Here is a 25,381-nt window from a genome sequence, read left to right on the forward strand (position 1 = left end):
CTTTAAAGGAGGAACAAAAATGACTTTAAAAGAAGCAGGTTTAACAGAAGATAAATTAATTAAAATGTATGAAACGATGCTAATGGCAAGAAGACTGGATGAACGTATGTGGTTGCTGAACCGTTCTGGGAAAATTCCTTTTACCATTTCTGGGCAAGGACAAGAAACGGCACAAATTGGCGCTGCGTTTGCCTTTGATTTAGATAAAGATTACGCATTACCATATTACCGTGATTTAGCAGTGGTGCTAGCATTCGGGATGACAGCGAAAGATATTATGTTATCAGCATTTGCTAAAGCGGAAGATCCAAACTCGGGGGGCCGTCAAATGCCAGCTCACTTTGGACAAAAATCCAACCGCATCGTGACACAAAGTTCCCCAGTAACAACGCAGTTCCCGCACGCAGCAGGTATTGGTCTTGCAGCGAAAATGGCTGGTGATGAGATTGCGATTTATGCTTCAACAGGTGAAGGATCTTCTAACCAAGGCGATTTCCATGAAGGAATCAACTTTGCATCTGTACATAAGTTGCCAGTTGTTTTCGTGATTCATAATAACCAATATGCCATTTCTGTGCCAGCATCGAAACAATATGCCGCAGAAAAACTATCTGACCGAGCAATTGGTTACGGCATCCCTGGTGAACGCGTTGATGGAACGAATATGGGAGAAGTATATGCCGCATTTAAACGCGCAACAGATCGCGCAAGAAACGGCGAAGGACCTACATTAATCGAAACAGTTTCCTACCGCTTCACGCCGCACTCCTCTGATGATGACGACAGCAGTTATCGTTCCAGGGAAGAAGTAAACGAAGCAAAAGGAAAAGATCCACTGACAATTTTCCAAACAGAATTACTGGAAGAAGGTTACTTAACAGAAGAAAAAATCGCTGAAATCGAAAAAAATATTGCGAAAGAAGTTAACGAAGCAACCGATTACGCGGAAAGTGCAGCCTACGCTGAACCAGAATCATCTTTACTTTATGTATATGATGAAGAAGCGAATAGCTGATTAGGAGGGAATTTGAATGCCAGTCATTTCATATATTGATGCAATAACCATGGCGCTTAAAGAAGAAATGGAGCGCGACGATAAAGTATTTATTTTAGGAGAAGACGTAGGGAAAAAAGGCGGCGTATTTAAAGCGACTGCCGGCCTATACGATGAATTTGGTGAAGACCGAGTTCTTGATACACCACTTGCTGAGTCCGCGATTGCCGGAGTTGGAATTGGCGCAGCAATGTACGGCTATCGTCCAGTAGCAGAAATGCAATTTGCTGACTTTATTATGCCAGCTGTTAACCAAATTATTTCAGAAGCTTCCCGAATTCGCTACCGTTCGAATAATGATTGGTCTTGCCCGATGGTTATTCGCGCACCTTTTGGCGGCGGGGTACACGGAGCACTTTACCATTCTCAATCAGTGGAAAAAGTATTCTTTGGACAACCTGGTTTGAAAATTGTTGTCCCATCTTCTCCATATGATGCAAAAGGACTTTTAAAAGCGGCAATTCGCGATAATGATCCAGTACTTTTCTTTGAACATAAACGAGCTTACCGCTTACTAAAAGGCGAAGTACCAGAAACAGATTATATCGTTCCAATCGGCGAAGCAAATGTTGTCCGCGAAGGTGATGATATTACCGTAATTACTTATGGACTTGCGGTTCAATTTGCCCAACAAGCCGCAGAACGTTTAGCAGCGGAAGGCGTAGAAGCACACATTCTTGATTTACGTACAATTTACCCACTAGACCAAGAAGCGATTATCGAAGCAACGAAAAAAACAGGTAAAGTACTGCTTGTAACAGAAGATAATAAGCAAGGAAGCATTATCAGTGAAGTTGCAGCAATTATTTCGGAGCATTGTCTATTTGACTTAGATGCGCCGATTGCTAGACTCGCAGGACCAGATACCCCAGCAATGCCTTTTGCTCCAACAATGGAAAAACACTTTATGATTAATCCAGATAAAGTGGCAGATGCAATGAAAGAATTAGCGGAATTTTAGACCCGTTTTAAATTAAAGGAGTGAAGACCCGTGGCAGTTGAAAAAATCACCATGCCCAAATTAGGGGAAAGTGTAACAGAAGGAACGATTAGTTCGTGGTTAGTGAAACCTGGCGATACAGTCGAAAAATATGATGCCATCGCAGAAGTACTAACCGACAAAGTAACAGCTGAAATCCCATCTTCTTTTAGCGGGACAATCAAAGAAATTTTAGCCGAAGAAGATGAAACATTAGAAGTAGGCGAAGTTATTTGCACAATCGAAACAGCTGATGCCGGCAGTTCAGAGCCAGTTGCTGAAGTAGAAAAAGCAGAAACCAAAGCCCCTAAAAAACAAGAAACAAAACAAGTTAAACTAGCAGAAGCACCAGCTAGCGGAAGATTTTCCCCAGCCGTACTTCGAATTGCTGGCGAAAACAATATTGATTTATCTACTGTAGTAGGCACTGGCAAAGGTGGCCGAATTACAAGAAAAGATTTGCTACAAGTCATTGAAAACGGGCCAGTAGCCACTAAACCAGAAGTACAAAGTGCGCCACAAGAAAAAACGGCTGCACCAACACCTGTACGCTCAGCAGCTGGTGACAGAGAAATTCCAATCAATGGTGTAAGAAAAGCGATTGCGAAACATATGAGCGTCAGTAAACAAGAAATTCCACATGCTTGGATGATGGTGGAAGTTGATGCGACAGGACTTGTTCGTTACCGTAATGCAGTGAAAGATAGCTTTAAAAAAGAGGAAGGCTATTCGCTAACTTATTTCGCCTTTTTCATCAAAGCAGTTGCACAAGCCTTAAAAGAATTCCCGCAACTTAACAGTACATGGGCAGGCGATAAAATCATCGAGCATGGTAATATCAATATTTCGATTGCCATTGCTGCTGGCGATTTATTATATGTTCCAGTTATTAAAAACGCGGATGAAAAATCCATTAAAGGCATTGCGCGCGAAATAAGTGAACTTGCTGGAAAAGCCCGTAATGGCAAACTTAGCCAAGCGGACATGGAAGGTGGTACATTCACAGTAAACAGTACCGGATCATTTGGCTCTGTGCAATCAATGGGAATTATCAACCATCCACAAGCAGCTATTCTTCAAGTGGAATCGATTGTAAAACGTCCAGTCATTATTGACGATATGATTGCTGTGCGTGATATGGTGAACCTATGTTTATCCATCGATCACCGTATTTTAGACGGTTTATTAGCTGGGAAATTCTTACAAACAATTAAAGCGAATGTCGAAAAAATTTCCAAAGAAAATACAGCGTTGTATTAAAGATGTTTTAATCTAGGTTTAGCGGGTATTGTTTAGTACATCTAGATCCATACCCCTAAACTCCCTAGATGTCTTGGGTAGTACTTTCGGGTGCTGCTCTTTTTTTGAGGGGAAAAATAAAAAAAGTCTGAACCAGTTTGGCTCAGACGGTGGATATTTATAAAAACATTAATACCCCGGTTAAAACACTTGATAATACAATCGCGATTAACATTAAAATAACGACAACGCGAACTACTTTTTTATTAGTCATTGCGGAAGAAAACTCCTCTCATAAAGCATTTCAGATATATCCATCTTACTGATAATTAAAGCAAATTTCAAGTTATTTCTTGATTTTTTTAGGCAAATAGGAAGAATGTAGGTGAAAATAAGATGATAGCCAATGTAAAAAAATATTTTACCGAATTAATCCAAATTTCATCCGTTTCTGGAAAAGAAAAAGCCATTTTAACTTACATAAAAAAACATTTAACGACATTGGATGTTTCTTATAGCTTAGATGAAAATTATGGCTTGATTGCCCGGATTCCAGCGACTAGAGAGAAGTTTCCAACGATATTTTTCTGTAGCCATGTTGATACGCATCCAAGTGCAGCTACGCCTGTTTTTCAAATCGAACAAGACGTGTTCACCGCTACAAAGGGTACTTCTTTAGGTGCGGATGACAAAGCGGCCGTCGCAGCGATGTTAGCGGCGATTGATTATTTTTGTACCGAAAAAACGCCGCACGGGGACATTGAATTTATTTTTACGACAAAAGAAGAGCTTGGTATGATTGGAATGCGTCTTTTTCCGGAAGAAGAAATTACAGCAGCTTATGGCTACTGTTTGGATGCACCGGGTGAGGTAGGGAATTATCAACTGCAAGCAAGCACTCTCGTTGCGATGGGGTTCACGATTGCTAGTTCTGCTAGTGCTCAAATGTCGCCGATTTCCATTGCTAGAATGGCGCTCCACGCAACACGTCCAGGTCGAATTGACCGAGAAAACAAATGGGAAATTCAGTCATTTTCTGGTGGGATAAACGATGAAAATCAACAAGATGCCCAGTTAGAAATTCTTTTTACGTCTGCGGCAAGTTTTCGTAAAGCGCTTCTGCATATCCAAACGATTAGAGAACGTTTTGCCCAAACGTGTGAGAAATATGGCGCAATGCTAACGCACGATACGAAGCTAATTTACGAAGGCTATCATATCCGCTCTAAACATCCACTGATGAATATTTTCCAAAAAGCGGCCAAAAAACAAACTTTAGAAACGCACGAAATCATGTTAGAGGGCGGAACTGACGCCAATGTCTTAAACGAAAAAGGTATTCCAACCATGCTCTTGTCAGCAGGATATGAAAATGCGCACACAGACAAAGAAAGGATTTCCATAAGTCAGTTGGAAAAACTCACACAACTCGTGATTGACCTTGCAGAATCCGCTAAAAATGAAAAAATTTTACTCAGAAAGCTAAATTAATGAAAAAAAGTCAAATAATTCGGATTGATTCATTGTCCAAGAAGCAATTCTTTGATATAGTAAATAATGTTGATACTTTTATGTGTCATGTTGAAGTAAGACAGATTTTTCTGCCTTAATAAACCGGAAAGGAAGAAGTGCAAAATGGCAAAACAAGAAATTGGCGTTATAGGAATGGGCGTTATGGGTCGTAACTTGGCTCTAAACATTGAAAGCCGCGGTCATACAGTATCTATCTTTAACCGTTCTACTGAAAAAACGAAAGCGGTTATGGAAGAAAATGCGGACAAAAAATTAGTACCAACTTATAGTTTAGAGGAATTTGTCGAATCTCTTGAAGTGCCTCGCCGTATCCTTATTATGGTAAAAGCTGGCGATGCTACAGATATGATGATTGAAGCAGTTAAACCTTTCTTAAACGAAGGTGATATTTTAATCGATGGCGGTAATGCTTTCTTCAAAGATACGATTCGTCGTAATAAAGAATTAAGTGAAGAAGGATTTAACTTCATCGGAACTGGTGTATCAGGCGGAGAAGAAGGCGCACTTAAAGGCCCTTCCATCATGCCAGGTGGTCAACGCAAGGCATATGACCTTGTAGCCCCTATTTTACGTGAAATTGCTGCAGTAGCAGACGGAGAACCTTGTGTGACTTATATTGGTCCAGATGGTGCCGGACATTACGTTAAAATGGTGCATAACGGTATCGAATACGGCGATATGCAATTAATCGCAGAAGCTTACACTATTTTGAAAGAAATCGGTGGATTAAGCCATGATGAACTTGCTGACGTATTTGAAGAATGGAACAACGGGGAACTTGATAGCTATTTAATCGAGATCACTAAAAATATCCTAAAAGTAAAAGACGAAGAAACAGGCAAACCAATTGTCGATGTTATTCTTGATAAAGCTGGTCAAAAAGGAACTGGTAAATGGACTAGCCAAAGCGCACTTGACTTAGGTGTTCCACTTTCCTTAATTACAGAATCTGTATTTGCTCGTTATATCTCTGCACTTAAAGAAGAACGTGTTTATGCAAGCACTGTTTTAAACGGTCCATCTAACTATCATTTTGAAGGCGACAAAAAAGCATTTGTTGAATCTGTTCGTCGCGCACTTTACTTCAGCAAAATCGCATCTTATGCACAAGGTTTTGCTCAAATGAGAGCTGCTAGCGAAGAGTACAACTGGGACTTACAATACGGCGAAATCGCGAAAATTTTCCGCGCTGGTTGTATTATCCGTGCTCGTTTCCTACAAAAAATTACAGATGCTTATAACCAAGATAAAAACCTTAAAAACTTGCTATTAGATCCATATTTCAAAGATATTGCACATAACTACCAAGGCGACCTTCGTACAGTTGTTGCAGAAGCAGTAAAAGCTGGAATTCCAGTGCCAACATTCACTGCGGCAATTAGCTACTATGACAGCTATCGTTCGGAAGTATTATCTGCAAATCTAATCCAAGCACAACGCGACTACTTTGGTGCTCATACGTATGAAAGAGTCGACAAACCTGGCGTATTCCATACAGAATGGCCACAAGTAGAAGATTGATTTAAAAACACGGCATCCACTTTCACGAGTGGATGCTTTTTTTATGAGATTTGAATTAGTAAATCATGGTAAACCGCTAAAAAATACAGGAAATATCTATTTATACGCTGTTATTAGTTGTTTTTGAGCCAAAGTTCGTTACAATAGTAATAGGAATATAGTGTAATGACCGAAAGAGAGGGTTAGGCCAAATGAATAGAATATTAATCGTAGAAGATGAAAAAAACTTAGCACGCTTTATCGAACTCGAATTGCAACACGAAAATTATGAAACTGCCGTCGCTAATGATGGACGCGCTGGACTTGAACTTGCATTAAATGAAGAATGGGATGCTATTTTACTTGATCTAATGTTGCCACATTTAAACGGGGTAGAAGTTTGTCGTCGTGTGCGCCAAGTGAAACAAACACCTATTATTATGATAACTGCACGTGACTCTGTTATTGACCGTGTCTCAGGACTTGACCACGGGGCAGATGATTATATCGTGAAACCTTTTGCTATTGAAGAATTACTAGCTCGTCTTCGTTCGCTACTACGCCGGGTTGAAAATGCAGAACAATCGGCGAAACAAACAACGCTACAATACCGTAACTTAATCGTAGAAAAAGAAAATCGGATTGTTAAACGCGACGAAGAAATTATTGACTTAACTAAACGAGAGTACGAACTTTTGCTTACGTTAATGGAAAATGTCAATATTGTTCTAACACGAGAAGTGCTGCTCAATAAAGTTTGGGGCTACGAAACAGAAGTAGAAACGAATGTAGTCGATGTATATGTTCGTTACTTACGAAATAAAATTGATCATCCTGACGAAGAAAGTTACATCCAAACAGTTCGCGGGACAGGGTATGTGATGCGTACATGACAACTAGCCCATTCTCCTTAAAAAGTCGTTCATTGAAATTCAAATGGACTTTTGGTGCTAGTGCAGCGATTTTTCTAACATTTTTCTTATTTTCCTATGCTATTTATCAAGGGATTGGGCAAATGTTGCTAAATGAAGAAGAACCGGAAGTAAAAGAACTGCTTCTAGCGACAACAAGTACGTTAACAAATCAAGATTTAACCGACAATGAGGAAATCAAATATTTATTTAACAACGATAAAACCGTGAACCGCAAACTACAAGATCAAGTGATTAATCTCTATGATAAAGATGGCCATTTTATTAATAAGTATTATTTTTCTAGAAACCAAGATATCACGAGTATTGATTTTTCACAGTATTTTGTTAGCGGCACGGATAAATTTATTATGAACAAACCGACGATTGATGGGCAGAAGATGATGACGGCGCAAATGCCGATTGTGGCGGACGATAATACGACCGTGATTGGTTATGCGCAAGTCGTAAACCCGCTCACTTCTTATAACCGGATGATGGATCGCTTGCTCGTTACGATGATTTTACTCGGGGCAGTGGCGCTCTTTATTAGTGGCATGCTTGGCTACTTGCTAGCTCAAAACTTCTTAAACCCGCTCACTCGTCTAGCACGGTCTATGAATGATATCCGCAAAAATGGTTTCCAAAAGCGCATCGAAACGCAGACGAATTCACGAGATGAAATCGGTGAATTGACCGTCGTCTTTAATGATATGATGACGCGCATCGAAACGAGCTTTGAACAGCAAAAACAATTCGTTGAGGATGCTTCCCATGAATTACGGACACCTGTTCAAATTATGGAAGGTCATTTAAAACTTCTGACACGTTGGGGTAAAGATGATCCAGCGGTACTTGATGAATCATTAAATGCTTCTTTAACTGAACTAGAACGCATGAAAAAATTAGTACAAGAAATGCTTGATTTATCCAGAGCAGAACAAATTTCGCAAACAAAAGAATTACAAATTACCGATGTAAATGCGACAGTAGAACAAGTTAGACGTAATTTTGAAGTCATGTATGAGAATTTCACTTTTACCTTAAAAGAAGATGACACGGATTTACGTGCGCTTATTCAGCATAATCATTTAGAGCAGATTTTAATTATTATTATGGATAATGCCGTGAAGTATTCAGGTGACGGCACCGAAGTGGATATGCATGTCTATAAAGAACAAAAGCAAATCCATATCGATGTGCGCGATTACGGGGAAGGCATCTCACAAGAAGAAATTGATAAGATATTTAATCGTTTCTACCGTGTAGATAAAGCCAGAAGCCGTGAAAAAGGCGGTAACGGCCTCGGACTTGCGATTGCTAAACAATTAGTCGAAGGATATTTAGGAACGATCAATGCGGTTAGTGAGCCAGATAAAGGCACGACCATCAAAATTACACTTCCTTATATTGAACCAAAATCCAAATAGAAAAACCGCAACCTTATGACGAGGTTGCGGTTTCTTTTATTTTTCTTTCTTTTGTTCTTCTACGATTTGTTCAAATTCTTTTTCTTCTTGTTCCATTACTTTAATTTCTGGGTGTTTATTCATGTAGAGTTTTTTCGTTAGTAATGTTTGACCTGCTAAGAATAGTCCGCCGACAGCCCAGTATAACGCAAGTGCGGAAGGAGCTGTAAAGGAGACGAATAAAATCATAATAGGTGACATTAAACCGATGATTTTCATTTGTTTCTTTTGTTCTGGTGAATAACCAATCATTGAAACAAAATATTGTGCTAGATAGACAAGGCCGGCGATAATCGCAAGTACCATATCTGGTGAACCTAGGTTAAACCATAAGAATGTGTGACTAGCAATTTCAGATGAACCTCGAATCGCATAATAGAAAGCCATCAAAATCGGCATTTGAATAAGTAGTGGTAAACAACCCATTTGCATCGGATTGATATTATACTTGGAATAAACAGTCATCATTTCTTTTTGAATCGTCGCTTGTTCTTCTTTCGATGTAGCACGTTTTAAACGAGCTTGAATTTCGTCGATTTCTGGTTTAGCAATCGCCATTTTGGATTGCATTCCCATTTGAGCTTTGGCAGTACGTAAGTTTAGCGGCATAATTAGCGCACGGATAAGGAGCGTTGTAATAATAATCGCAACCCCGTAATTACCCCCAACAAATTTTGCAACAAACATAATAAAGCTAGTAAATGGTTGAATCAGATAAGTACTGAAAAAGCCATCTGTATTTTGTGATGGGTCCATACCACAACCTGTAAGTAATAGTAGAGCACCAAGTAAAACGCTAATTAAAATAATATTTTTCTTTTTCAATGTTTCATTTTCCTCCTAAATAGTAAAATATCAATTCATACGTTGGAAAATGAAAAACTGTCTTCATCATCAGTAATGGCGCTACATTTTCTAGTTATCGCCAGCCAATTAATAATAAAATTAGGCGAGGTTCTATAAAAATGTGCTCGAAGTGCGATCTTTACTGGCTTTAAGCAGATAGCGTCAGCGGGTAGCACCATTTTCGGTTTTAATAATGTAATGGCCGACCAATAACTAAAGATCGTCAACATTAATAAAAACGTCACTGTGAGTGAAATGAATTCTGGTTCAAGTAAGATTTGCAAAATGGAAATCATGCCACGCAGTCGCTCCTTTCAAGGTTTTAGTACTCATTAACTATAATGCAAAAAGAGCTATAGCACAACTACTATTTTTGGAATTTTAATAAACGATATCAAACGTTTTTCGTTCTTCTACAGGTGCCCCTTTATAAATGTAAACATGCTCGATGCGGCAACCAGGGGAAGGTCCTTTTTTTATTGCATCAATAAATTTATTTAAGTTTTCCTCTTCTGCAATTGCATGAATTTCAACGGAACCATCGTCTAAATTTTTTACCGTTCCACTAATATCATATTTGTAAGCGACGTGTTTGGTGGTGTAACGAAATCCAACGCCTTGCACAAATCCAGTTACTCTTAAAATCGCTGTATCTCTAGCCATGGCGAAACCAACTCCTTTTATTTTTCCTTACTACTAGTGTATCTTTTTTTGCCATTACTTTCAAAAATTTGCATTCCGGTATTTCAAGAAAGCTTATGCTATAATAAGTGTATTATATTTACTGTTGGGAGTTTTTGATATGACGAAATGGAATGTCTATCTGACTAAAGGAGAATATGAGCCTTGGTGGTTTTTCGAGGAGTGGGAAACATCCATTCAAGCGGACTATTCTTTTTCGGATAAAGAAGCAGCTTTTCTAAAGTACCAAGAATTAGCAGAAGACTTACTGCGGAACTATCCTAACCATCAAACAAAAAAAGATTGTTTGCTTGCTGCTTGGAATGAGGAAGAAGTAGAATATTGTGAGGACTGTGAAGATGATATCCAAACATTTCACGGACTTATTTTATTTTTAGATGGGGACGTATATCAACCAACTCCCGAAGAGAAAGAGACGATTTTTAAACCAGTTTTAACCTTTGCTTGAGGCGAAAAGAAATTTGGAGGATTAACACATGCAGAAGAACGATGACTTATTAAGAGAACGTCGAAAAGACGAACACGTTGCGCTTGGTGTAAAGCAAAATGAGCAATTAGCGCCGTCAAGTTTAGAAGACATTCAGCTAATCGGGACGTCTATCCCGCGCTATAATGTGAAAGATATTGATTTAACTACGACTATTTTTGGGACGAATGTGCCGTTCCCGTTTTATATTAATGCAATGACAGGCGGAAGTCGCCATACGAAAAAAATTAATGCGGAACTTGCTGAAATAGCACGTGAAGTAGCTATTCCGATGGCAGTTGGTTCGCAGTCTGCAGCTCTAAAAAATAGTTCACTCATAGATACGTATAAAATTGTGAGAGAAGTGAATCCATCAGGTGTGATTTTAGCGAATGTCAGCCCAGAAGTGGCGATTCAAGATGGCTTGCGTGCGGTTGAAATGTTAGAAGCAAATGCACTGCAAATTCATATTAATCCTGCGCAAGAATTAGTCATGGAAGAAGGCGACCGAGCTTTCAGTCACTGGCTGACAAGAATAGAAGAGTACGTCAAACTTTCCCCAGTACCAGTTATTGTGAAGGAAGTTGGCTTTGGTATGACGAGAGAAACCATTAAGACATTAGCCGAAGTAGGCGTTAAAACAGTAGACCTAGCTGGAAAAGGCGGAACAAATTTTGCACAAATTGAAAATGACCGCCGGCGCGACCATGCATATGACTTTTTACTTAATTGGGGTATCTCGACGGGCCAAGCATTAATTGATATGCAACACGCGAATGCACCAAAGATTGCTTACTTAGCATCAGGTGGCATTAGAACCCCATTAGATATCGTGAAAGCTTTGGCGCTCGGAGCAGATAGCGTTGGCATGGCAGGACAAATCATCTATTCACTAAAAAAAGATGGCGTCACCAAAACTATCGAAAAACTGGAACTATGGAAAGAACAATTGCGTGGCTTATTTGTGCTAGCGGATGCGAAAAACATCACAGAATTACAAACAACCCCGCTAATCGTAAGTGGCGAACTTGCTAAATGGGGAACCTTACGCGAAATCGATTTAATCAAACTTGCTAATAGAAAATAAAAACCAGCTGCTATTCATTTAGCAAAGCTGGTTTTTTATTTATTGCACCATTTCTGGTAAAGTTTCATCAATTGCTTGAAGACGTTCTGTGAATTCTTCTTTAGATAAATTTTTCGTATAAAGATTTGCGGGGTGAACGCGGCAATCATGCGAACAACTACGCAAATATTTTTCTTCGTTTGCAACAGAAGAAAGAATTTGCTTGTTACAATACGGATTAGCACAATTAATATAACGTTCGCAAGGCGTGCCGTCAAAGTAATCTTTCCCAACAATAGTAGGATTTACTTGGTTAATCGGAACCGCGATTCTTTCATCGAAAACGTACATTTGACCGTCCCAAAGTTCTCCTTTAGTTTCTTCATTTTTACCGTAAGTCGCAATCCCGCCGTGAAGTTGGCTTACGTCATCAAAACCAGCTGTTTTTAACCAACCGGAAAATTTCTCACAGCGAATACCCCCAGTACAATAAGTGACAATTTTTTTGTCTGCAAGTTGCTCACGATTATCTTCAATCCAACCTGGTAACTCGCGGAAATTTTGAATATCCGGACGAACAGCGCCGCGGAAATGACCGATATCAAATTCATAATCATTTCGAGCATCTAAAATCACGGTATCTTCATCCAAAAGTGCTTCACGAAATTCAGCAGGTTCTAAGTAAGTACCAGTAATTTCTAACGGATTTACATCTTCTTCTAAACTTAAACTAACAATTTCAGTACGTGGTCGAACATGCATTTTCTTAAACGCATGAGAATCAGCCGCGTCAATTTTAAATACCATATCAGCGAAGCGAGCGTCATTTGCCATGTATTCGATATACTTGTTTGTTGCTTCTACTGTTCCCGAAACGGTGCCATTAATCCCCTCAGACGCCACCAAAATTCGGCCTTTCAATTCCATTTCTTTGCAAGCTGCAAGATGCTGTTTTGCAAAAGTTTCTGGATCATCAATCGTTGTGTATTTGTAATATAACAACACTTGATAGTCACTCATAATCTTATCACCCTTCAAAATGTATTTCATGTGTAAGAATAATTCTCCACAAGTTTGCGCATTAATACTATACTATAGCAAATTCAGACTGGCAAGTAAGCGAACTGGGAAATAAATGCTTCTTATTATTAACTATATGTACAAGTACAAAACAGCTATGGTATACTTATTAAATATGAAGCGAAAATTTTGTTGATGGAAACAAATCTTGTTTTCATTTCCTCAAATAAAGAATGAAGTAAGGATTGGGCGTGAGCTATGTGCAAATAAATGAATCGTTTATGGAAGAACTAGCTTTAAAAAAAGTAAAACAAGAACGCAGAAAAAGGTTAAAGTGGTTTGTGTATAAATTTTTAATGATTACCTTTGGCGCTATTTTAATGGGGGTTGGACTGGAACTTTTCCTTGTAAACAACCGAATTTTAGATGGTGGGGTCGTTGGTATTTCAATTATTATTTCGCAGTTAACACCACTGCCACTCGGGGTTTTAACCTTTGTACTTAATATTCCGTTTTTTATTATCGGTTACCGGAAAATCGGAAAAGTATTTGCCTTATTTACGTTATACGGGATTGCGGTCATGTCGATTGTAACGCTCGTTTTACATGATATGGACCCAGTGACGGATGACTTATTGCTTGCGACTGTTTTTGGTGGCATGACACTTGGTCTTGGTGTCGGACTTGTTATTCGTAATGGCGGGGCGCTCGATGGGACGGAAATCATTTCTATCATCATCAACGGCCGGACGCCATTTTCAACAGGACAAATTATTATGTTTATTAATATCGTCATTTTCATTGTTGCAGGGCTGGTGTTTAACTGGGACCGGGCGATGTATTCTTTAATTACATATTTCCTAGCTTATAAAGTGATTGATATTGTTATTCAAGGCGTAGATGAATCAAAAAGTGCTTTTATTATCAGCCGCTATTACGAGGAAATTGGCGCAGAAATTATGGAACAACTTGGAAAAGGGGTAACATACTTAGATGCAACTGGCGGATATTCCGGCGATGTAAGAAAAGTAGTTTTCGTTATCGTCTCCAGATTTGAAGAAGTAAAAGTGAAAGCAATTTTGGACGAAATTGATCCAGATGCCTTTTTAGCTGTCGGAGGAAGTATGTCAGAAGTCCGCGGCGGGAAATTGATGAACACGAAAACACCACATTTGTAACCATACTAAAACCATGTATCTTTTTGTCGAGATAGGTGGTTTTTTGACGAACGGAAACATTTGTTTGTATAATAGGGCTATAGTATGAGCGACAGAACGAATAGATGTGCTATAATAAAACAAGCAAAAAAGGAATGGGTGGGACTTGGAATGGCGACACAAAAGAAAAAAACGAGCGGACGTAAAAAATCGTCAACACGTTCAAAGAAAAAACAATCAGCCTCTTTTCGTTTAGAAATAACAGGGGTTGTTTTGATAGCAATAGGAATAATCGGGCTTTTACAACTAGGCTTTGTCGGCCGCGGTTTTTTTGCGTTGGCTGAAATGTTTGTTGGTCTTCTAAGTTATGTATTACTAGCTGGGAGCGTGATACTTGGCGGCTACATGGTCATTAGAAGAAAAATGCCACATCTCTTTAGCAAGCGTTTAGTAGGTATTTACCTAATTGTTTTAGGCTTTTTAACTTATATACATATGTATTTTATTATCCACAATTTAGGGGCGAATGCGTCCGTTATTTCTAGCACATGGAAATTAGTCCTAGAAAATTTATTTAGACCAAATCAAGTCGGTTTTGTTGGTGGGGGTATGATTGGAGCTGTGATTACCTCCATGACGTATTTCTTATTAGATCGCCTTGGCACAAATTTAATCGCGGCACTGCTTATTATTTATGGCTTTTCGCTTATATCTGGCATTTCCATCCGCCAATTTTTCGCAAAAGTAACAGAATTTGTCCGCTACTTATTCACAAAAGGCAAAGCGGCAACGGAAAAAGGCAAAGAAGTAAAAGCAAAACATGATAAAAAGAAAGCAGAAAAAGTTGTTGATGTGGAGCCGGAAGAGGTAATTGACCTAATAGAACCAATTCAAGAAGAAAAAGTTCCACCAATAATTTCCAATTTTAGTTCAAAAGTGGAACAAGAAAAAGCACCAGTGGAAGAAAAAACGGAACAAAAAGAACCAGATTTAGAAATGTTCCAACAAGAATCTTTCGAAAATGAGATTTATCAATTACCGCCAGTAGATATTTTGGCACCTGCCAAAGTAACAGATCAAAGCAAAGAGTACGATCAAATCAAAATAAATGCTAAAAAACTCGAAGATACTTTTGAAAGTTTCGGAGTAAAAGCAAAAATCACCCAAGTGCATTTAGGGCCAGCTGTTACCAAATATGAAGTACAGCCGTCTGTTGGTGTCAAAGTAAGTAAAATTGTTTCGTTGAGCGATGATATAGCACTTGCGCTAGCGGCAAAAGATATTCGGATTGAAGCGCCAATTCCGGGGAAATCAGCTATTGGGATTGAAGTCGCGAATCAAAACGTGGCTATGGTATCGTTGCGTGAAGTATTAGAAAATAACCCTAAAAATAATCCGGAAGAAAAACTGCAAATAGCGCTCGGTCGTGATATTTCTGGTGAAGCGATGATGGCTAGCCTCGATAAAATGCCCCATTTACTTGTCGCAGGAGCAACAGGGAGCGGGAAATCGGTTTGTATTAACGGGATTATTACGAGTATTTTACTCCGTGCCAAACCGCATGAAGTGAAAATGATGATGATTGATCCAAAAATGGTCGAGCTTAATGTGTATAACGGTATTCCGCATTTGCTTGCACCAGTTGTGACTAATCCGAAAAAAGCCGCACAAGCCTTGCAAAAAGTCGTTGCTGAAATGGAGCGCCGTTATGATTTATTCTCGCATACTGGCACGCGTAATATGCAAGGTTACAACGATTATGTGAAAAAACAAAATGAACTAAACAATGAAAAACAACCAGAGTTACCTTTTATCGTCGTTATTGTAGATGAGTTAGCTGACTTGATGATGGTTGCTTCGAACGATGTAGAGGACGCTATTACACGACTAGCACAAATGGCACGTGCGGCGGGAATACATTTAATTATCGCCACGCAGCGACCATCTGTAGACGTAATTACAGGTGTTATTAAAGCGAACATTCCATCGCGAATAGCTTTTGCTGTATCAAGCTCGATTGATTCAAGAACAATTTTAGATATGGGCGGGGCAGAGAAATTGCTTGGTCGAGGAGATATGCTATTACTACCAGTGGGCTCAAGTAAACCAACACGTATTCAAGGGGCCTTTTTATCTGATGCAGAAGTAGAAGATGTCGTGAATTACGTTATTTCGCAACAAAAAGCACAATATAGCGAAGAAATGATTCCTGATGATATTCCGGAAGTAGAAGGAGAAGTAACGGACGAGCTTTATCACGAAGCAGTAGAACTTGTTGTAGAAATGCAAACAGCTTCCGTCTCGATGTTACAACGGAAATTCCGAATCGGCTATAACCGTGCAGCGAGATTAATTGATGAAATGGAACAAAGAGGCGTTGTTGGCCCGCATGAAGGTAGCAAGCCAAGACGAGTAAACGTTGAAATTAGTCCTGAACATGAATAAAAAAAGGTTGCGACGAAAAGTCGCAACCTTTTTTTAGGAAAGTAAATCCTTTTTTTGAGCTTGGATTTCTTTTTCGCTAGCGACATACTTTGCTTGCGTTCGGTCGAGCAGTTCATCAAAGAATTTTGGTAATTCAGTTTGGCTCAGCTCCACGCCTTCCGCTGTGATACCGCCTTTTGTTGCAACGCGTTCAATCAAGCCGCTAAATGTATAATCTTCCTCAACTAGCAACCTGGAAGTCCCAGCCAAAGCAACATTAATCATTTGGAAAACCTCGGCATCCGATAAAGAAGACCTTCTAAGAGCAGCTTCCACAAATTGTTCGAAAATCGCTGCGATAATACCAGGCGAGGAGCTAGTTAAATCACTTGCAACATCCATATTTTCTTCGCGAATCGTCATCACATGTCCAAAATGTTCAAAGGTAGTTTCCAACCAAGTGCTATTCTTGGCATCAACCGTATCAGCATGCGCAATCAACGTTGTCCCGACACCAACAGTTGTTGTGATAGAAGGAATCAGTTTACTAATTTGTAACGTAGGAGAAAGTGCTAAAATATCAGAAGTACTAACGCCAGCCGCAATAGAAATGACGTGACGTTCCGCTGTTAGTACCGCCGAACAATCTTTTATCAGTGGTAAAACAGCAAGTGGCAAGGTACAAATAAAACTATGCGCCGCTTTTGTAAAAACTTCTGCCTCGTTACTAGCTAATTCTGCCGTCGGATATGTATCATAAAATTGCTTAAAATGCTCATTTTTAGAATTGGAATAAAGGATGATTTCTTCGGGAGCTGCAATCTCAGTTTCTATTATTTTAGTCGCAATTAACGATGCCATACTTCCAAAACCGATAAATCCTATTTTTGTCATTTTCATCCCGCCTTTCATCATTGATTTTTATTATGAAGGGAATAAAAGGGGATTGCAACTAAACTTGATTGTTTACTTTTTCACGTTAACGCGCTTGTGCCTAAGGATTGGCGAAAAAGCGAATGATTCCGATAGAATTAAATTTTCTGAATTCATTTGCATTAAAAATTTATGAAGTTGGTTATTTATTTATTTTATTTTCCATGTTATATTAAGAACAGTTGGAGAAGACGTTAAATGTTTTTGTGCGTTTTCTGAAAAAGGGACCATACATAATTTCTAATACGCGCCTGAATGTTTGTTTTGACAGATAGCTCTAACTAACATTATATCTCTCGGGAGGGGTTTTAAGGTGAAAAAGCGTACATTTGCTTTAGCACTATCAATGATTATTGCTTCTGGCGTTATCCTAGGTGCTTGTGGTTCGAGCAGCGACGATAAAAAAAGTAGCAGTGATAAGAGCAGTAAAGATTTTACAGTAGCAATGGTTACAGATACTGGTGGCGTTGATGACCGTTCGTTTAACCAATCTGCATGGGAAGGCTTACAAAAATTTGGTAAAGCTAACGACATGGAAAAAGGTACTGATGGTTACAACTACTTGCAATCAGCTTCTGAAGCAGACTACAAAACAAACTTAAACACTGCTGTTCGTAGCGACTATGATTTAATTTATGGAATTGGTTACAAACTGAAAGATGCAATTGAAGAAGTTTCTAAACAAAAACCTAAAAATCAATTCGCTATTGTTGATGACACAATTGATGACCGTGATAATGTAGTAAGTATTGGATTTAAAGATAACGATGGTTCTTACCTAGTTGGTGTTGTAGCCGGCTTAACAACAAAAACAAATAAAGTTGGATTTGTTGGTGGGGTAAAAGGAACAGTTATCGACCGTTTTGAAGCTGGTTTCACTGCTGGTGTAAAAGCTGTTAATCCTAACGCACAAATTGATGTACAATATGCAAACGATTTCGCTAAAGCAGACAAAGGACAACAAATCGCTTCTTCCATGTATTCAAGTGGAGTTGACGTGATTTTCCATGCTGCTGGCGGTACTGGTAACGGTGTCTTTGCAGAAGCTAAAAACCTGAAGAAAAAAGATCCTAGCCGTGCTGTTTGGGTAATCGGTGTTGACCGTGACCAATGGGACGAAGGAAAAGTTACAGCAAACGATGGCAAAGATTACAATGTAACACTTACATCTGAAATCAAACGCGTTGATATCGCTGTTGATGACCTTGCAACTCGTGCTAAAGCTGGAGATTTCCCAGGCGGAACTAAAATTGAATACGGTCTTGATAAAGATGCTGTAGGGCTTTCTGAACATCAAGATAATATTTCAAAAGACGTTTTAGCTAAAGTAGAAGAATACAAACAAAAAATCGTTGATGGGGACATTAAAGTTCCAGAAAAACCTTGATTTTATAGCTATAAAAACTGAGTAATACGAACGAAGTAAAACCTTTTATGAAAGTCGGCATGTAATGTGTCGACTTTCATAAAAAAATAACTTGTAAGCGTTTTAATTTGATAGGTAAACCCTTTTACTAAAAGAAAATAATCGGTATATTGGAATTTATGATTGCAATGAATGCCATTTAGAAATAAAATAAGGAGATGGCTTTTTTAATCGCTTAAAAATGCAAGGCAAGCTTTCGTACATAGATGGTATAATAAAACGTGTTTTTACAACATACCAAAGCATTGAAGCGAGAAAGTCATTGAACAACAAACGGATAAAAAACTCGGAACCTTCTTCGGGAGGAAGTACGGGGAGAGGCGGCGTCCTTCGAGAGAATCGCGCGTGTGGCTGTTTTTCCAGTTTGAACCAGACGACAAGGGGAGTGAAGAAGTGGACTTTGTTATTGAAATGTTAGGAATCAGGAAGGAATTCTCTGGATTTGTAGCAAATGATAACATTACCTTACAGTTAAAGCAGGGAGAAATTCATGCTTTGTTAGGTGAGAATGGCGCAGGGAAATCTACGTTAATGAATGTCTTGTTTGGTCTATATGAACCAGATGGTGGCGAAATTCGTGTTCGTGGTACGAAAGAAAATATTAACAGCCCGAACAAAGCAAATGAGCTTGGAATCGGAATGGTCCATCAGCATTTCATGTTAGTGGATAAATTCACGGTTGCAGAAAACATCATCCTTGGTAAAGAGCCAAGCAAACTCGGTGTTATCGAAAAGAAAAAAGCGATTGAAGAAATTAAAGAAATTTCTGATCGTTACGGCTTGCGAGTGGATCCAAACGCGGTTGTGCGTGATATTTCTATCGGTATGCAACAACGTGTAGAAATTCTAAAAACACTTTATCGTGGCGCGGACATCCTCATTTTTGATGAGCCAACAGCTGTTTTAACACCCCAAGAAATCAAAGAACTAATCCAAATTATGCGTTCTCTTATCAAAGAAGGCAAATCGATCATTTTAATCACACATAAACTAAAAGAAATCATGGACGTTTGTGACCGTGTCACTGTTATCCGCCGTGGTAAAGGCATGGGTACAGTAAACGTTCCAGAAACAACACCACAAGATTTAGCTAATTTAATGGTTGGCCGTGAAGTTGTCTTTACAACAGAAAAAATTGACGCAACTCCTGGTAAAGACGTTTTAGAAGTAAAAGATTTAGTTGTGAAAGAAAGTCGCGGCGTTGAAAGTGTTCGCGGACTTAATTTGACTGTCAGAGCTGGCGAAATCGTCGGAATAGCTGGGGTCGATGGTAATGGTCAAAGTGAACTTATTTCTGCGATTGCAGGTCTTTCTAAAGTGACTAGCGGTAGTATTCTTCTAAACGGCGAACATATCGAAAATAAAAAACCACGTAAAATTACGGAAGCTGGTTTAGGACATATCCCAGAAGATCGTCACAAACATGGTTTAGTTCTCGAAATGTCGCTTGGAGAAAATATTGCTTTACAAACATACTATAAAAAACCTATTTCTAGTAAAGGTTTCCTAAATCATAAAGCAATGTACGACTTTGCGCGTGAGTTAATTGAAGAATACGATGTTCGCGCAAGTAGCGAATATGTAGCAGCAAAATCACTTTCTGGTGGTAACCAACAAAAAGCGATTATTGCAAGGGAGATAAATCGTAATCCAGATTTCTTAATTGCGGCTCAACCAACACGTGGACTAGATGTTGGTGCAATTGAATTCATTCATAGACGCTTGATTGAACAACGAGATAAAGGAAAAGCAGTATTACTTATGTCGTTTGAATTAGATGAAATTATGAATGTAAGTGACCGTATCGCGGTTATTTACGAAGGGAAAATCGTTGCTATTGTTGATCCGAAAGAAACAACGGAGCAAGAACTTGGTCTAATGATGGCTGGTTCATCCAAACAGGAAGCGGAAATGGGGGAGAAAGAGCATGTCTAAACGACTACAAGCATTAGTTATCCCAGTTACAGCCGTTATCCTTGGACTTATCTGCGGTGCGATTATCATGCTTATTTTTGGATATGACCCAATTGCAGGTTATTCAGCACTTGTAGAAGGCGTTATCGGAGAACCTTTCTACATCGGTGAAACCATTCGCCAAGCTACACCATACATTTTAGTTGGTCTATCTGTTGCTGTTGCATTTAAAGCTGGTCTTTTCAACATCGGTGCAGAAGGTCAAATGCTTATGGGCTGGTTAGGTTCGATCATCATCGCAGTAAACTTTGATGGTTTAGCAAAATGGATTCATTTACCGCTTGCGATTATCACTGGTATGGTTTTCGGTGCGATTTGGGCATTCATTCCAGGTATTTTAAAAGCGACTTTACGCGTAAATGAAGTTATTGTAACAATCATGCTTAACTATACAGCACTTTATATTTTCAACTATGTAGTACAAAACTTACTTACAGATGGTTTAGATAAAACGCAAGAAGTTCATGCGTCTGCGTCTTTACAATCTGAATTATTACAATCACTTACGGATTATTCCTCGCTACACTGGGGAATATTGATTGCTCTTGGTTTCGCAATTATTATTTGGATAATGTTAAATAAAACTACTTTTGGTTATGAAATCGAAGCAGTTGGGTTTAACGAAAATGCCTCGCAATATGCCGGTATGAGTGTTAAGAAAACAATTATCTTTTCCATGGTTATTGCCGGAGCACTTGCTGGTCTTGGTGGTGTAATGGAAGGTCTTGGAACATACGGAACGGCTTATGTATTAACTTCTTCTCCAGGGATTGGGTTTGACGGTATTGCCGTTGCATTACTTGGAGGAAGTTCGCCAATCGGGATTGTCTTCTCTGCCATCTTGTTTGGGGCTCTAAAAGTAGGAGCACTAAACATGCCAGCAGTTGCAGGCGTTCCAAACGAATTAGTCAATGTAATTATCGCTCTGATTATCTTCTTTGTGGCATCCAGCTACATTATCCGCTGGGCGATGGCAAAATTTAAGAAGGGGGCGAAAGCAGAATGACAGCCATTTTAGCGACAATTGTTTCTAGTACACTGCTTATGGCAGGCCCACTAATTTTTACTGCTCTCGGGGGCGTTTATTCAGAACGAGGCGGTGTGGTTAATATTGGACTAGAAGGTATGATGGTTATGGGAGCATTCTCTGCTATCGTCTTCAACCTTACTTTCCAAGATACTTTTGGCAATTTAACTCCTTGGATATCACTTATTGCGGCGATGGTCGTTGGGGGATTATTCTCTCTAGTACACGCTGTTGCAACAATTAACTTCCGCGCTGACCACGTAATCAGTGGTGTAGCGATTAACTTTTTAGCAACTGGTCTATCTTTATTCCTTGTAAAAGTAATTTATGATAAAGGCCAAACAGATCAAATTAAGTACTACTTTGGTAAACCGGATATTCCTGTTTTGAGTGATATTCCAGTCATTGGTGATATTTTCTTCAAAAACATTCCGGTCATGAGTTATGTGGCGATTATTTTCGCTATCGTTTCTTGGTTTATTATTTACAAAACACGCTTTGGTCTTCGTCTTCGTTCTGTAGGGGAACATCCTCTTGCGGCAGACACAATGGGAATCAAAGTTCGCTGGATGAGATACCAAGGTGTTATCATTTCTGGTATTCTTGGTGGTCTAGGTGGCGCGGTTTACGCCCAATCCTTTACACTTGATTTCGGACACGCAACTATTTCCGGACAAGGTTATATGGCCCTTGCAGCGATGATTTTTGGTAAATGGAACCCGCTTGGAGCAATGGGGGCAGCAATCTTCTTCGGTTTTGCGCAATGTTTGGCAATTACCGGTGGATCACTACCATTCTTCAAAGATATTCCAGACGTTTACTTACAAATTGCGCCTTATGTATTAACAATCCTTGCGCTAGTTGGCTTTATCGGTAAATCCGAAGCGCCAAAAGCAGATGGTGTGAACTACATTAAAGGTAAATAATACGAGCAAACAGTCTAGATTAAATTCTAGGCTGTTTTTTTATGCTAGAAAATTGTGTGTCAGAACAACTTAGGATACAATAGGAAAGTGAGATCATTGCTTGAAAGGAGCATTATAATGACAGACAAAATATTTCAAGAAAAAGTTGGCCCAGTTGCTCTGACAATTGTTCCAACCCAAAAATATAAATCCAATAAAATTGTTTTTAAATTTCGCGCTCCATTAGAAAGAGAAACAGTAACTAAACGGGCTTTACTTTCGATATTATTAGAAACAAATAGTGAAAAATATCCAACTCAAACGGATTTTAGAAAAAAGTTAGCGAATCTTTATGGTGCCAATTTTTATACGACTACTGCCAAAAAAGGCAATGAACATGTATTAACCGTGATTTTTGATATGATAGACGGCCAATATGTATCCGATGGAAATCATATTTTAAAAGATGCATTTGCGTTTATAGAACAAGCATTATTCCATCCAAACGTAGCAAATGGTGCCTTTAATGAAGAAACGCTTGCTCGTGAAAAAGCGAATTTAAAAAGTAGTTTAGAAGGCATTTATGATGATAAAATCCGTTTTGCCTCCAAACGATTGATAGAAGAAATGTTCCAAGACGATGCGTTTCGCTTTGGTTCAGCCGGGATCTTAGAAGATATTGACGCTATCACAGCGAAAGATTTGTACGATTACTATCTACAATTTATCGCAGAAGATACGGTCGAAATATTCATTTGCGGAGATGTGGCAACAGAAGAAGTCATGCCGCTTATCGAAAAAATGGCTTTTGCGCCGCGTGCTGAACGAAAAGGTGTTTTTTATACAAAAGAAGCGCCGAAAGAAGTGCGTGTGATTCACGAGCAACAAGCAATCAACCAAGGGAAACTTGTACTTGGTTATCAAACTGAAACGTTATTTGGAGACGATGATTTTGTGGCGCTTCAACTTGCGAACGGACTGCTTGGCGGATTTGCAAACTCCAAAATCTTCATCAATGTGCGTGAAAAAGCAAGTCTAGCTTATTACGCTTCTAGCCGAATTGATTCTTTCAAAGGCTACATGATTATTTCAGCTGGAATCGATGAAGTGAATTACGAGCAAGCATTGTCAATTATCGAAGAACAAGTCGTCGCAATGAAACAAGGCGATTTTACAGAAGATGAATTAAACCAAACAAAAGAAATGCTCATTAACCAACTGCTTGAAACAAATGACCAAGCGCAAGGCCTAATTGAACTCGTGTACAACAATGTTTTACGCGAAGCTAACTTAGACTTAGAGAATTGGATTGCAAAAATCAAACAAGCGACGAAAGAAGAAGTAGTTGCTGCCATCAATAAAATTAAACCAGATACTATTTATTTCTTGAGCAAGGGAGGAGAAGAACTTCATGGAAAAAATCACATTTGAGCAAGTAAAAGAAGCAGTCTTTCATGAAAAAATGGCAAATGGCTTACAAGTGTATCTCCTTCCAAAACAAGGATTTAGTAAGACTTATGCCGTATTCACAACAAATTACGGGGCAATCGATAACAACTTCGTCCCAATTGGCGAAACCGAATTCACGAAAGTTCCAGACGGCATTGCCCATTTCTTAGAACATAAAATGTTTGAAAAAGAAGACGGCGATGTATTCTTCAAATTCGGCGAAAAGGGCGCATTTACGAACGCATTCACCTCTTTTACCAAAACAGCGTATCTTTTCTCAAGTACTTCTCGCGTAGAAGAAAACTTGGAAACGTTAATTGATTTCGTACAAGAGCCATATTTCACCGAAGAAACTGTCGAAAAAGAAAAAGGCATTATCGGTCAAGAAATCAGAATGTATGATGACGATCCAGATTTTCGCGCTTATTTTGGCGTAATTGAAAACATGTATCATCATCACCCAGTAAAAATTGATATCGCGGGAACAGTCGAATCCATCGCGGAAATTAACAAAGATTTACTTTACCTTTGTTATAACACGTTCTATCATCCGAGCAACATGGTCCTTTTCGTTGTAGGAAACTTAGAACCTGAACAAATGATGGACCAAATTCGTGCCAACCAAGCGAAAAAAGAATTTGCTGAAGCTGCACCAATCAAACGCCATTTCCCAGAAGAACCGAAAACCGTTGCGGTAAAAGAACGCAAAATCCATTTTCCAGTTCAAATCGCTAAAAACTTAGTTGGAATTAAAGAAGATATCGGTTCCTTGGAAGGACAAGCGGCATTAAAACAAGAAATTATCGGGGATGTTGCTTTAGAAATGCTATTCGGTACAACCTCTGACACCTACTTGAAGCTATATAACGAAGGAATCATTGATGACACATTCGGCTATGATTATACACTTCAAGATAGCTTTTCATTCGTGCTTGTCGGTGGAGATGCAAAAGACCCAGATAAACAAACGACCAAAATCAAAGAAGCCATTCAAGCAGCAGCTAAAAATGGTTTAAACGAAGCAGATTTAGCGCTCGTTAAACGCAAACGCATCGGCCAATTTTTACGTTCACTGAATTCACCAGAGTTTATCGCGAACCAATTTAGCCAATACGTTATGAAATCAGCCTCTTTATTTGATATTTTACCTTTAATGGAAAAAGTGACTTTAGAAGAAGTAAATCATTTCGTTAAAAACTTGGATGAAGAAGAGCGGACAACGAGTTTCCAATTACTTCCAGAGCAATAAACAAATTTATGTCTTTTTTTAGTATAAAAAATGGCATAAATTCCTGAGTCAT

General features: G+C 39.0%; 23 protein-coding genes. 17 read left to right on the plus strand and 6 right to left on the minus strand.

The genetic code is table 11. The annotated features are described in order from the left end of the window. Positions 1-19: 19 nt before the first annotated feature. The 3 genes from HCJ30_RS05690 to HCJ30_RS05700 are packed head-to-tail and all read left to right on the plus strand — an operon-like array spanning position 20 to position 3,293. Positions 20-1,015 carry a thiamine pyrophosphate-dependent dehydrogenase E1 component subunit alpha gene (locus tag HCJ30_RS05690; protein ID WP_185391313.1) on the plus strand — a complete coding sequence of 332 codons (996 nt, stop codon included), beginning with the start codon at positions 20-22 and terminating at the stop codon, positions 1,013-1,015. Between the two features lie 16 nt (positions 1,016-1,031). Next, a complete protein-coding gene (locus tag HCJ30_RS05695; RefSeq protein WP_003729885.1) occupies positions 1,032-2,015 on the plus strand; it encodes an alpha-ketoacid dehydrogenase subunit beta in 984 nt (327 codons plus the stop codon). A 30-nt stretch (positions 2,016-2,045) separates the two neighbouring features. After that, entirely contained in the window at positions 2,046-3,293 is a 1,248-nt protein-coding gene (locus HCJ30_RS05700; protein WP_185391314.1) for a dihydrolipoamide acetyltransferase family protein, read from the plus strand. A gap of 157 nt (positions 3,294-3,450) precedes the next feature. Here HCJ30_RS05700 and prli42 read toward each other — a convergent pair whose 3' ends face one another. Beyond that, positions 3,451-3,546, minus strand: coding sequence for a stressosome-associated protein Prli42 (prli42, locus tag HCJ30_RS05705; protein WP_003722501.1), 96 nt, complete (start codon positions 3,544-3,546; stop codon positions 3,451-3,453). Between the two features lie 122 nt (positions 3,547-3,668). Between prli42 and HCJ30_RS05710 the strand changes: the two genes are divergently transcribed. From HCJ30_RS05710 to HCJ30_RS05725, 4 genes are all read left to right on the plus strand, one after another. Beyond that, a complete protein-coding gene (locus tag HCJ30_RS05710; protein ID WP_185391315.1) occupies positions 3,669-4,763 on the plus strand; it encodes a M20/M25/M40 family metallo-hydrolase in 1,095 nt (364 codons plus the stop codon). Between the two features lie 144 nt (positions 4,764-4,907). Further along, positions 4,908-6,326 (plus strand): NADP-dependent phosphogluconate dehydrogenase, encoded by a 1,419-nt coding sequence (gene gnd, locus HCJ30_RS05715; RefSeq protein ID WP_185391316.1) that lies wholly within the window; start codon positions 4,908-4,910, stop codon positions 6,324-6,326. Positions 6,327-6,517: 191 nt separating this feature from the next. Further along, positions 6,518-7,198 carry a response regulator transcription factor gene (locus HCJ30_RS05720; RefSeq protein WP_003719652.1) on the plus strand — a complete coding sequence of 227 codons (681 nt, stop codon included), beginning with the start codon at positions 6,518-6,520 and terminating at the stop codon, positions 7,196-7,198. After that, positions 7,195-8,646 carry a HAMP domain-containing sensor histidine kinase gene (locus HCJ30_RS05725; RefSeq protein ID WP_185391317.1) on the plus strand — a complete coding sequence of 484 codons (1,452 nt, stop codon included), beginning with the start codon at positions 7,195-7,197 and terminating at the stop codon, positions 8,644-8,646. The genes HCJ30_RS05720 and HCJ30_RS05725 overlap by 4 nt, the downstream gene beginning before the upstream one ends. A gap of 36 nt (positions 8,647-8,682) precedes the next feature. On the opposite strand, the gene HCJ30_RS05730 is transcribed toward HCJ30_RS05725, so the two are convergent. From HCJ30_RS05730 to HCJ30_RS05740, 3 genes are all read right to left on the minus strand, one after another. Continuing rightward, positions 8,683-9,510, minus strand: coding sequence for a membrane protein insertase YidC (locus HCJ30_RS05730; RefSeq protein WP_185391318.1), 828 nt, complete (start codon positions 9,508-9,510; stop codon positions 8,683-8,685). Between the two features lie 35 nt (positions 9,511-9,545). Beyond that, positions 9,546-9,827: a hypothetical protein gene (locus HCJ30_RS05735; protein WP_185391319.1), complete on the minus strand. Its 282-nt coding sequence runs from the start codon at positions 9,825-9,827 to the stop codon at positions 9,546-9,548. A gap of 85 nt (positions 9,828-9,912) precedes the next feature. Continuing rightward, positions 9,913-10,194, minus strand: a complete 282-nt coding sequence (locus HCJ30_RS05740) for an acylphosphatase (RefSeq protein WP_003722507.1) — start codon at positions 10,192-10,194, stop codon at positions 9,913-9,915. Between the two features lie 139 nt (positions 10,195-10,333). On the opposite strand from HCJ30_RS05740, the gene HCJ30_RS05745 reads away from it, so the two are divergent. Both HCJ30_RS05745 and fni read left to right on the plus strand, forming a co-directional pair. After that, on the plus strand, positions 10,334-10,681 hold the full coding sequence (locus tag HCJ30_RS05745) for a DUF1033 family protein (protein ID WP_185391320.1): 348 nt from the start codon (positions 10,334-10,336) through the stop codon (positions 10,679-10,681). A 28-nt stretch (positions 10,682-10,709) separates the two neighbouring features. Further along, positions 10,710-11,786 carry a type 2 isopentenyl-diphosphate Delta-isomerase gene (gene fni, locus HCJ30_RS05750; protein ID WP_185391321.1) on the plus strand — a complete coding sequence of 359 codons (1,077 nt, stop codon included), beginning with the start codon at positions 10,710-10,712 and terminating at the stop codon, positions 11,784-11,786. 39 nt (positions 11,787-11,825) lie between these two features. Here the strand turns inward: fni and trhO are convergent, their stop codons facing one another. Further along, positions 11,826-12,785, minus strand: coding sequence for an oxygen-dependent tRNA uridine(34) hydroxylase TrhO (trhO, locus tag HCJ30_RS05755; RefSeq protein WP_185391322.1), 960 nt, complete (start codon positions 12,783-12,785; stop codon positions 11,826-11,828). Positions 12,786-13,036: 251 nt separating this feature from the next. On the opposite strand from trhO, the gene HCJ30_RS05760 reads away from it, so the two are divergent. Further along, complete coding sequence (locus HCJ30_RS05760) at positions 13,037-13,963, plus strand: YitT family protein (protein WP_003727465.1); 927 nt, start codon at positions 13,037-13,039, stop codon at positions 13,961-13,963. Positions 13,964-14,113: 150 nt separating this feature from the next. Beyond that, positions 14,114-16,387, plus strand: a complete 2,274-nt coding sequence (locus HCJ30_RS05765; RefSeq protein WP_185391323.1) for an FtsK/SpoIIIE family DNA translocase — start codon at positions 14,114-14,116, stop codon at positions 16,385-16,387. Positions 16,388-16,420: 33 nt separating this feature from the next. Here HCJ30_RS05765 and proG read toward each other — a convergent pair whose 3' ends face one another. Beyond that, a complete protein-coding gene (proG, locus tag HCJ30_RS05770) occupies positions 16,421-17,260 on the minus strand; it encodes a pyrroline-5-carboxylate reductase ProG (protein ID WP_185391324.1) in 840 nt (279 codons plus the stop codon). A 352-nt stretch (positions 17,261-17,612) separates the two neighbouring features. On the opposite strand from proG, the gene HCJ30_RS05775 reads away from it, so the two are divergent. The 6 genes from HCJ30_RS05775 (at position 17,613) to yfmH (ending at position 25,329) form a co-directional block, all read left to right on the plus strand. After that, positions 17,613-18,686: a BMP family lipoprotein gene (locus HCJ30_RS05775; RefSeq protein WP_185391325.1), complete on the plus strand. Its 1,074-nt coding sequence runs from the start codon at positions 17,613-17,615 to the stop codon at positions 18,684-18,686. A gap of 432 nt (positions 18,687-19,118) precedes the next feature. Beyond that, complete coding sequence (locus tag HCJ30_RS05780; protein WP_008947766.1) at positions 19,119-20,660, plus strand: ABC transporter ATP-binding protein; 1,542 nt, start codon at positions 19,119-19,121, stop codon at positions 20,658-20,660. After that, a complete protein-coding gene (locus HCJ30_RS05785) occupies positions 20,653-21,705 on the plus strand; it encodes an ABC transporter permease (protein ID WP_185391326.1) in 1,053 nt (350 codons plus the stop codon). The genes HCJ30_RS05780 and HCJ30_RS05785 overlap by 8 nt, the downstream gene beginning before the upstream one ends. Further along, positions 21,702-22,652 (plus strand): ABC transporter permease, encoded by a 951-nt coding sequence (locus HCJ30_RS05790; RefSeq protein ID WP_003723916.1) that lies wholly within the window; start codon positions 21,702-21,704, stop codon positions 22,650-22,652. The genes HCJ30_RS05785 and HCJ30_RS05790 overlap by 4 nt, the downstream gene beginning before the upstream one ends. A gap of 117 nt (positions 22,653-22,769) precedes the next feature. Then, the gene (gene yfmF, locus HCJ30_RS05795) at positions 22,770-24,062 is read left to right on the plus strand and encodes an EF-P 5-aminopentanol modification-associated protein YfmF (protein ID WP_185391327.1); all 1,293 of its coding nucleotides are present in this window, start codon (positions 22,770-22,772) and stop codon (positions 24,060-24,062) included. Further along, positions 24,043-25,329, plus strand: coding sequence for an EF-P 5-aminopentanol modification-associated protein YfmH (gene yfmH, locus HCJ30_RS05800; RefSeq protein WP_185391328.1), 1,287 nt, complete (start codon positions 24,043-24,045; stop codon positions 25,327-25,329). The genes yfmF and yfmH overlap by 20 nt, the downstream gene beginning before the upstream one ends. The last annotated feature ends 52 nt before the right edge of the window (positions 25,330-25,381 follow it).

It is taken from the genome of Listeria cossartiae subsp. cossartiae, assembly GCF_014224155.1.
Classification (GTDB): Bacteria; Bacillota; Bacilli; order Lactobacillales; family Listeriaceae; genus Listeria; species Listeria cossartiae.

Excerpts from the sequence above, each read along its gene's own strand:
- HCJ30_RS05690 (WP_185391313.1), top strand. The coding sequence starts at position 20 with ATGACTTTAAAAGAAGCAGGTTTAACAGAAGATAAATTAATTAAAATG.
- HCJ30_RS05695 (WP_003729885.1), top strand. The coding sequence starts at position 1,032 with ATGCCAGTCATTTCATATATTGATGCAATAACCATGGCGCTTAAAGAA.
- prli42 (WP_003722501.1), bottom strand. The coding sequence starts at position 3,546 with ATGACTAATAAAAAAGTAGTTCGCGTTGTCGTTATTTTAATGTTAATC.
- HCJ30_RS05710 (WP_185391315.1), top strand. The coding sequence starts at position 3,669 with ATGATAGCCAATGTAAAAAAATATTTTACCGAATTAATCCAAATTTCA.
- gnd (WP_185391316.1), top strand. The coding sequence starts at position 4,908 with ATGGCAAAACAAGAAATTGGCGTTATAGGAATGGGCGTTATGGGTCGT.
- HCJ30_RS05720 (WP_003719652.1), top strand. The coding sequence starts at position 6,518 with ATGAATAGAATATTAATCGTAGAAGATGAAAAAAACTTAGCACGCTTT.
- HCJ30_RS05725 (WP_185391317.1), top strand. The coding sequence starts at position 7,195 with ATGACAACTAGCCCATTCTCCTTAAAAAGTCGTTCATTGAAATTCAAA.
- HCJ30_RS05735 (WP_185391319.1), bottom strand. The coding sequence starts at position 9,827 with ATGATTTCCATTTTGCAAATCTTACTTGAACCAGAATTCATTTCACTC.
- HCJ30_RS05740 (WP_003722507.1), bottom strand. The coding sequence starts at position 10,194 with ATGGCTAGAGATACAGCGATTTTAAGAGTAACTGGATTTGTGCAAGGC.
- HCJ30_RS05745 (WP_185391320.1), top strand. The coding sequence starts at position 10,334 with ATGACGAAATGGAATGTCTATCTGACTAAAGGAGAATATGAGCCTTGG.
- fni (WP_185391321.1), top strand. The coding sequence starts at position 10,710 with ATGCAGAAGAACGATGACTTATTAAGAGAACGTCGAAAAGACGAACAC.
- trhO (WP_185391322.1), bottom strand. The coding sequence starts at position 12,785 with ATGAGTGACTATCAAGTGTTGTTATATTACAAATACACAACGATTGAT.
- HCJ30_RS05765 (WP_185391323.1), top strand. The coding sequence starts at position 14,114 with ATGGCGACACAAAAGAAAAAAACGAGCGGACGTAAAAAATCGTCAACA.
- proG (WP_185391324.1), bottom strand. The coding sequence starts at position 17,260 with ATGACAAAAATAGGATTTATCGGTTTTGGAAGTATGGCATCGTTAATT.
- HCJ30_RS05785 (WP_185391326.1), top strand. The coding sequence starts at position 20,653 with ATGTCTAAACGACTACAAGCATTAGTTATCCCAGTTACAGCCGTTATC.
- HCJ30_RS05790 (WP_003723916.1), top strand. The coding sequence starts at position 21,702 with ATGACAGCCATTTTAGCGACAATTGTTTCTAGTACACTGCTTATGGCA.
- yfmF (WP_185391327.1), top strand. The coding sequence starts at position 22,770 with ATGACAGACAAAATATTTCAAGAAAAAGTTGGCCCAGTTGCTCTGACA.
- yfmH (WP_185391328.1), top strand. The coding sequence starts at position 24,043 with ATGGAAAAAATCACATTTGAGCAAGTAAAAGAAGCAGTCTTTCATGAA.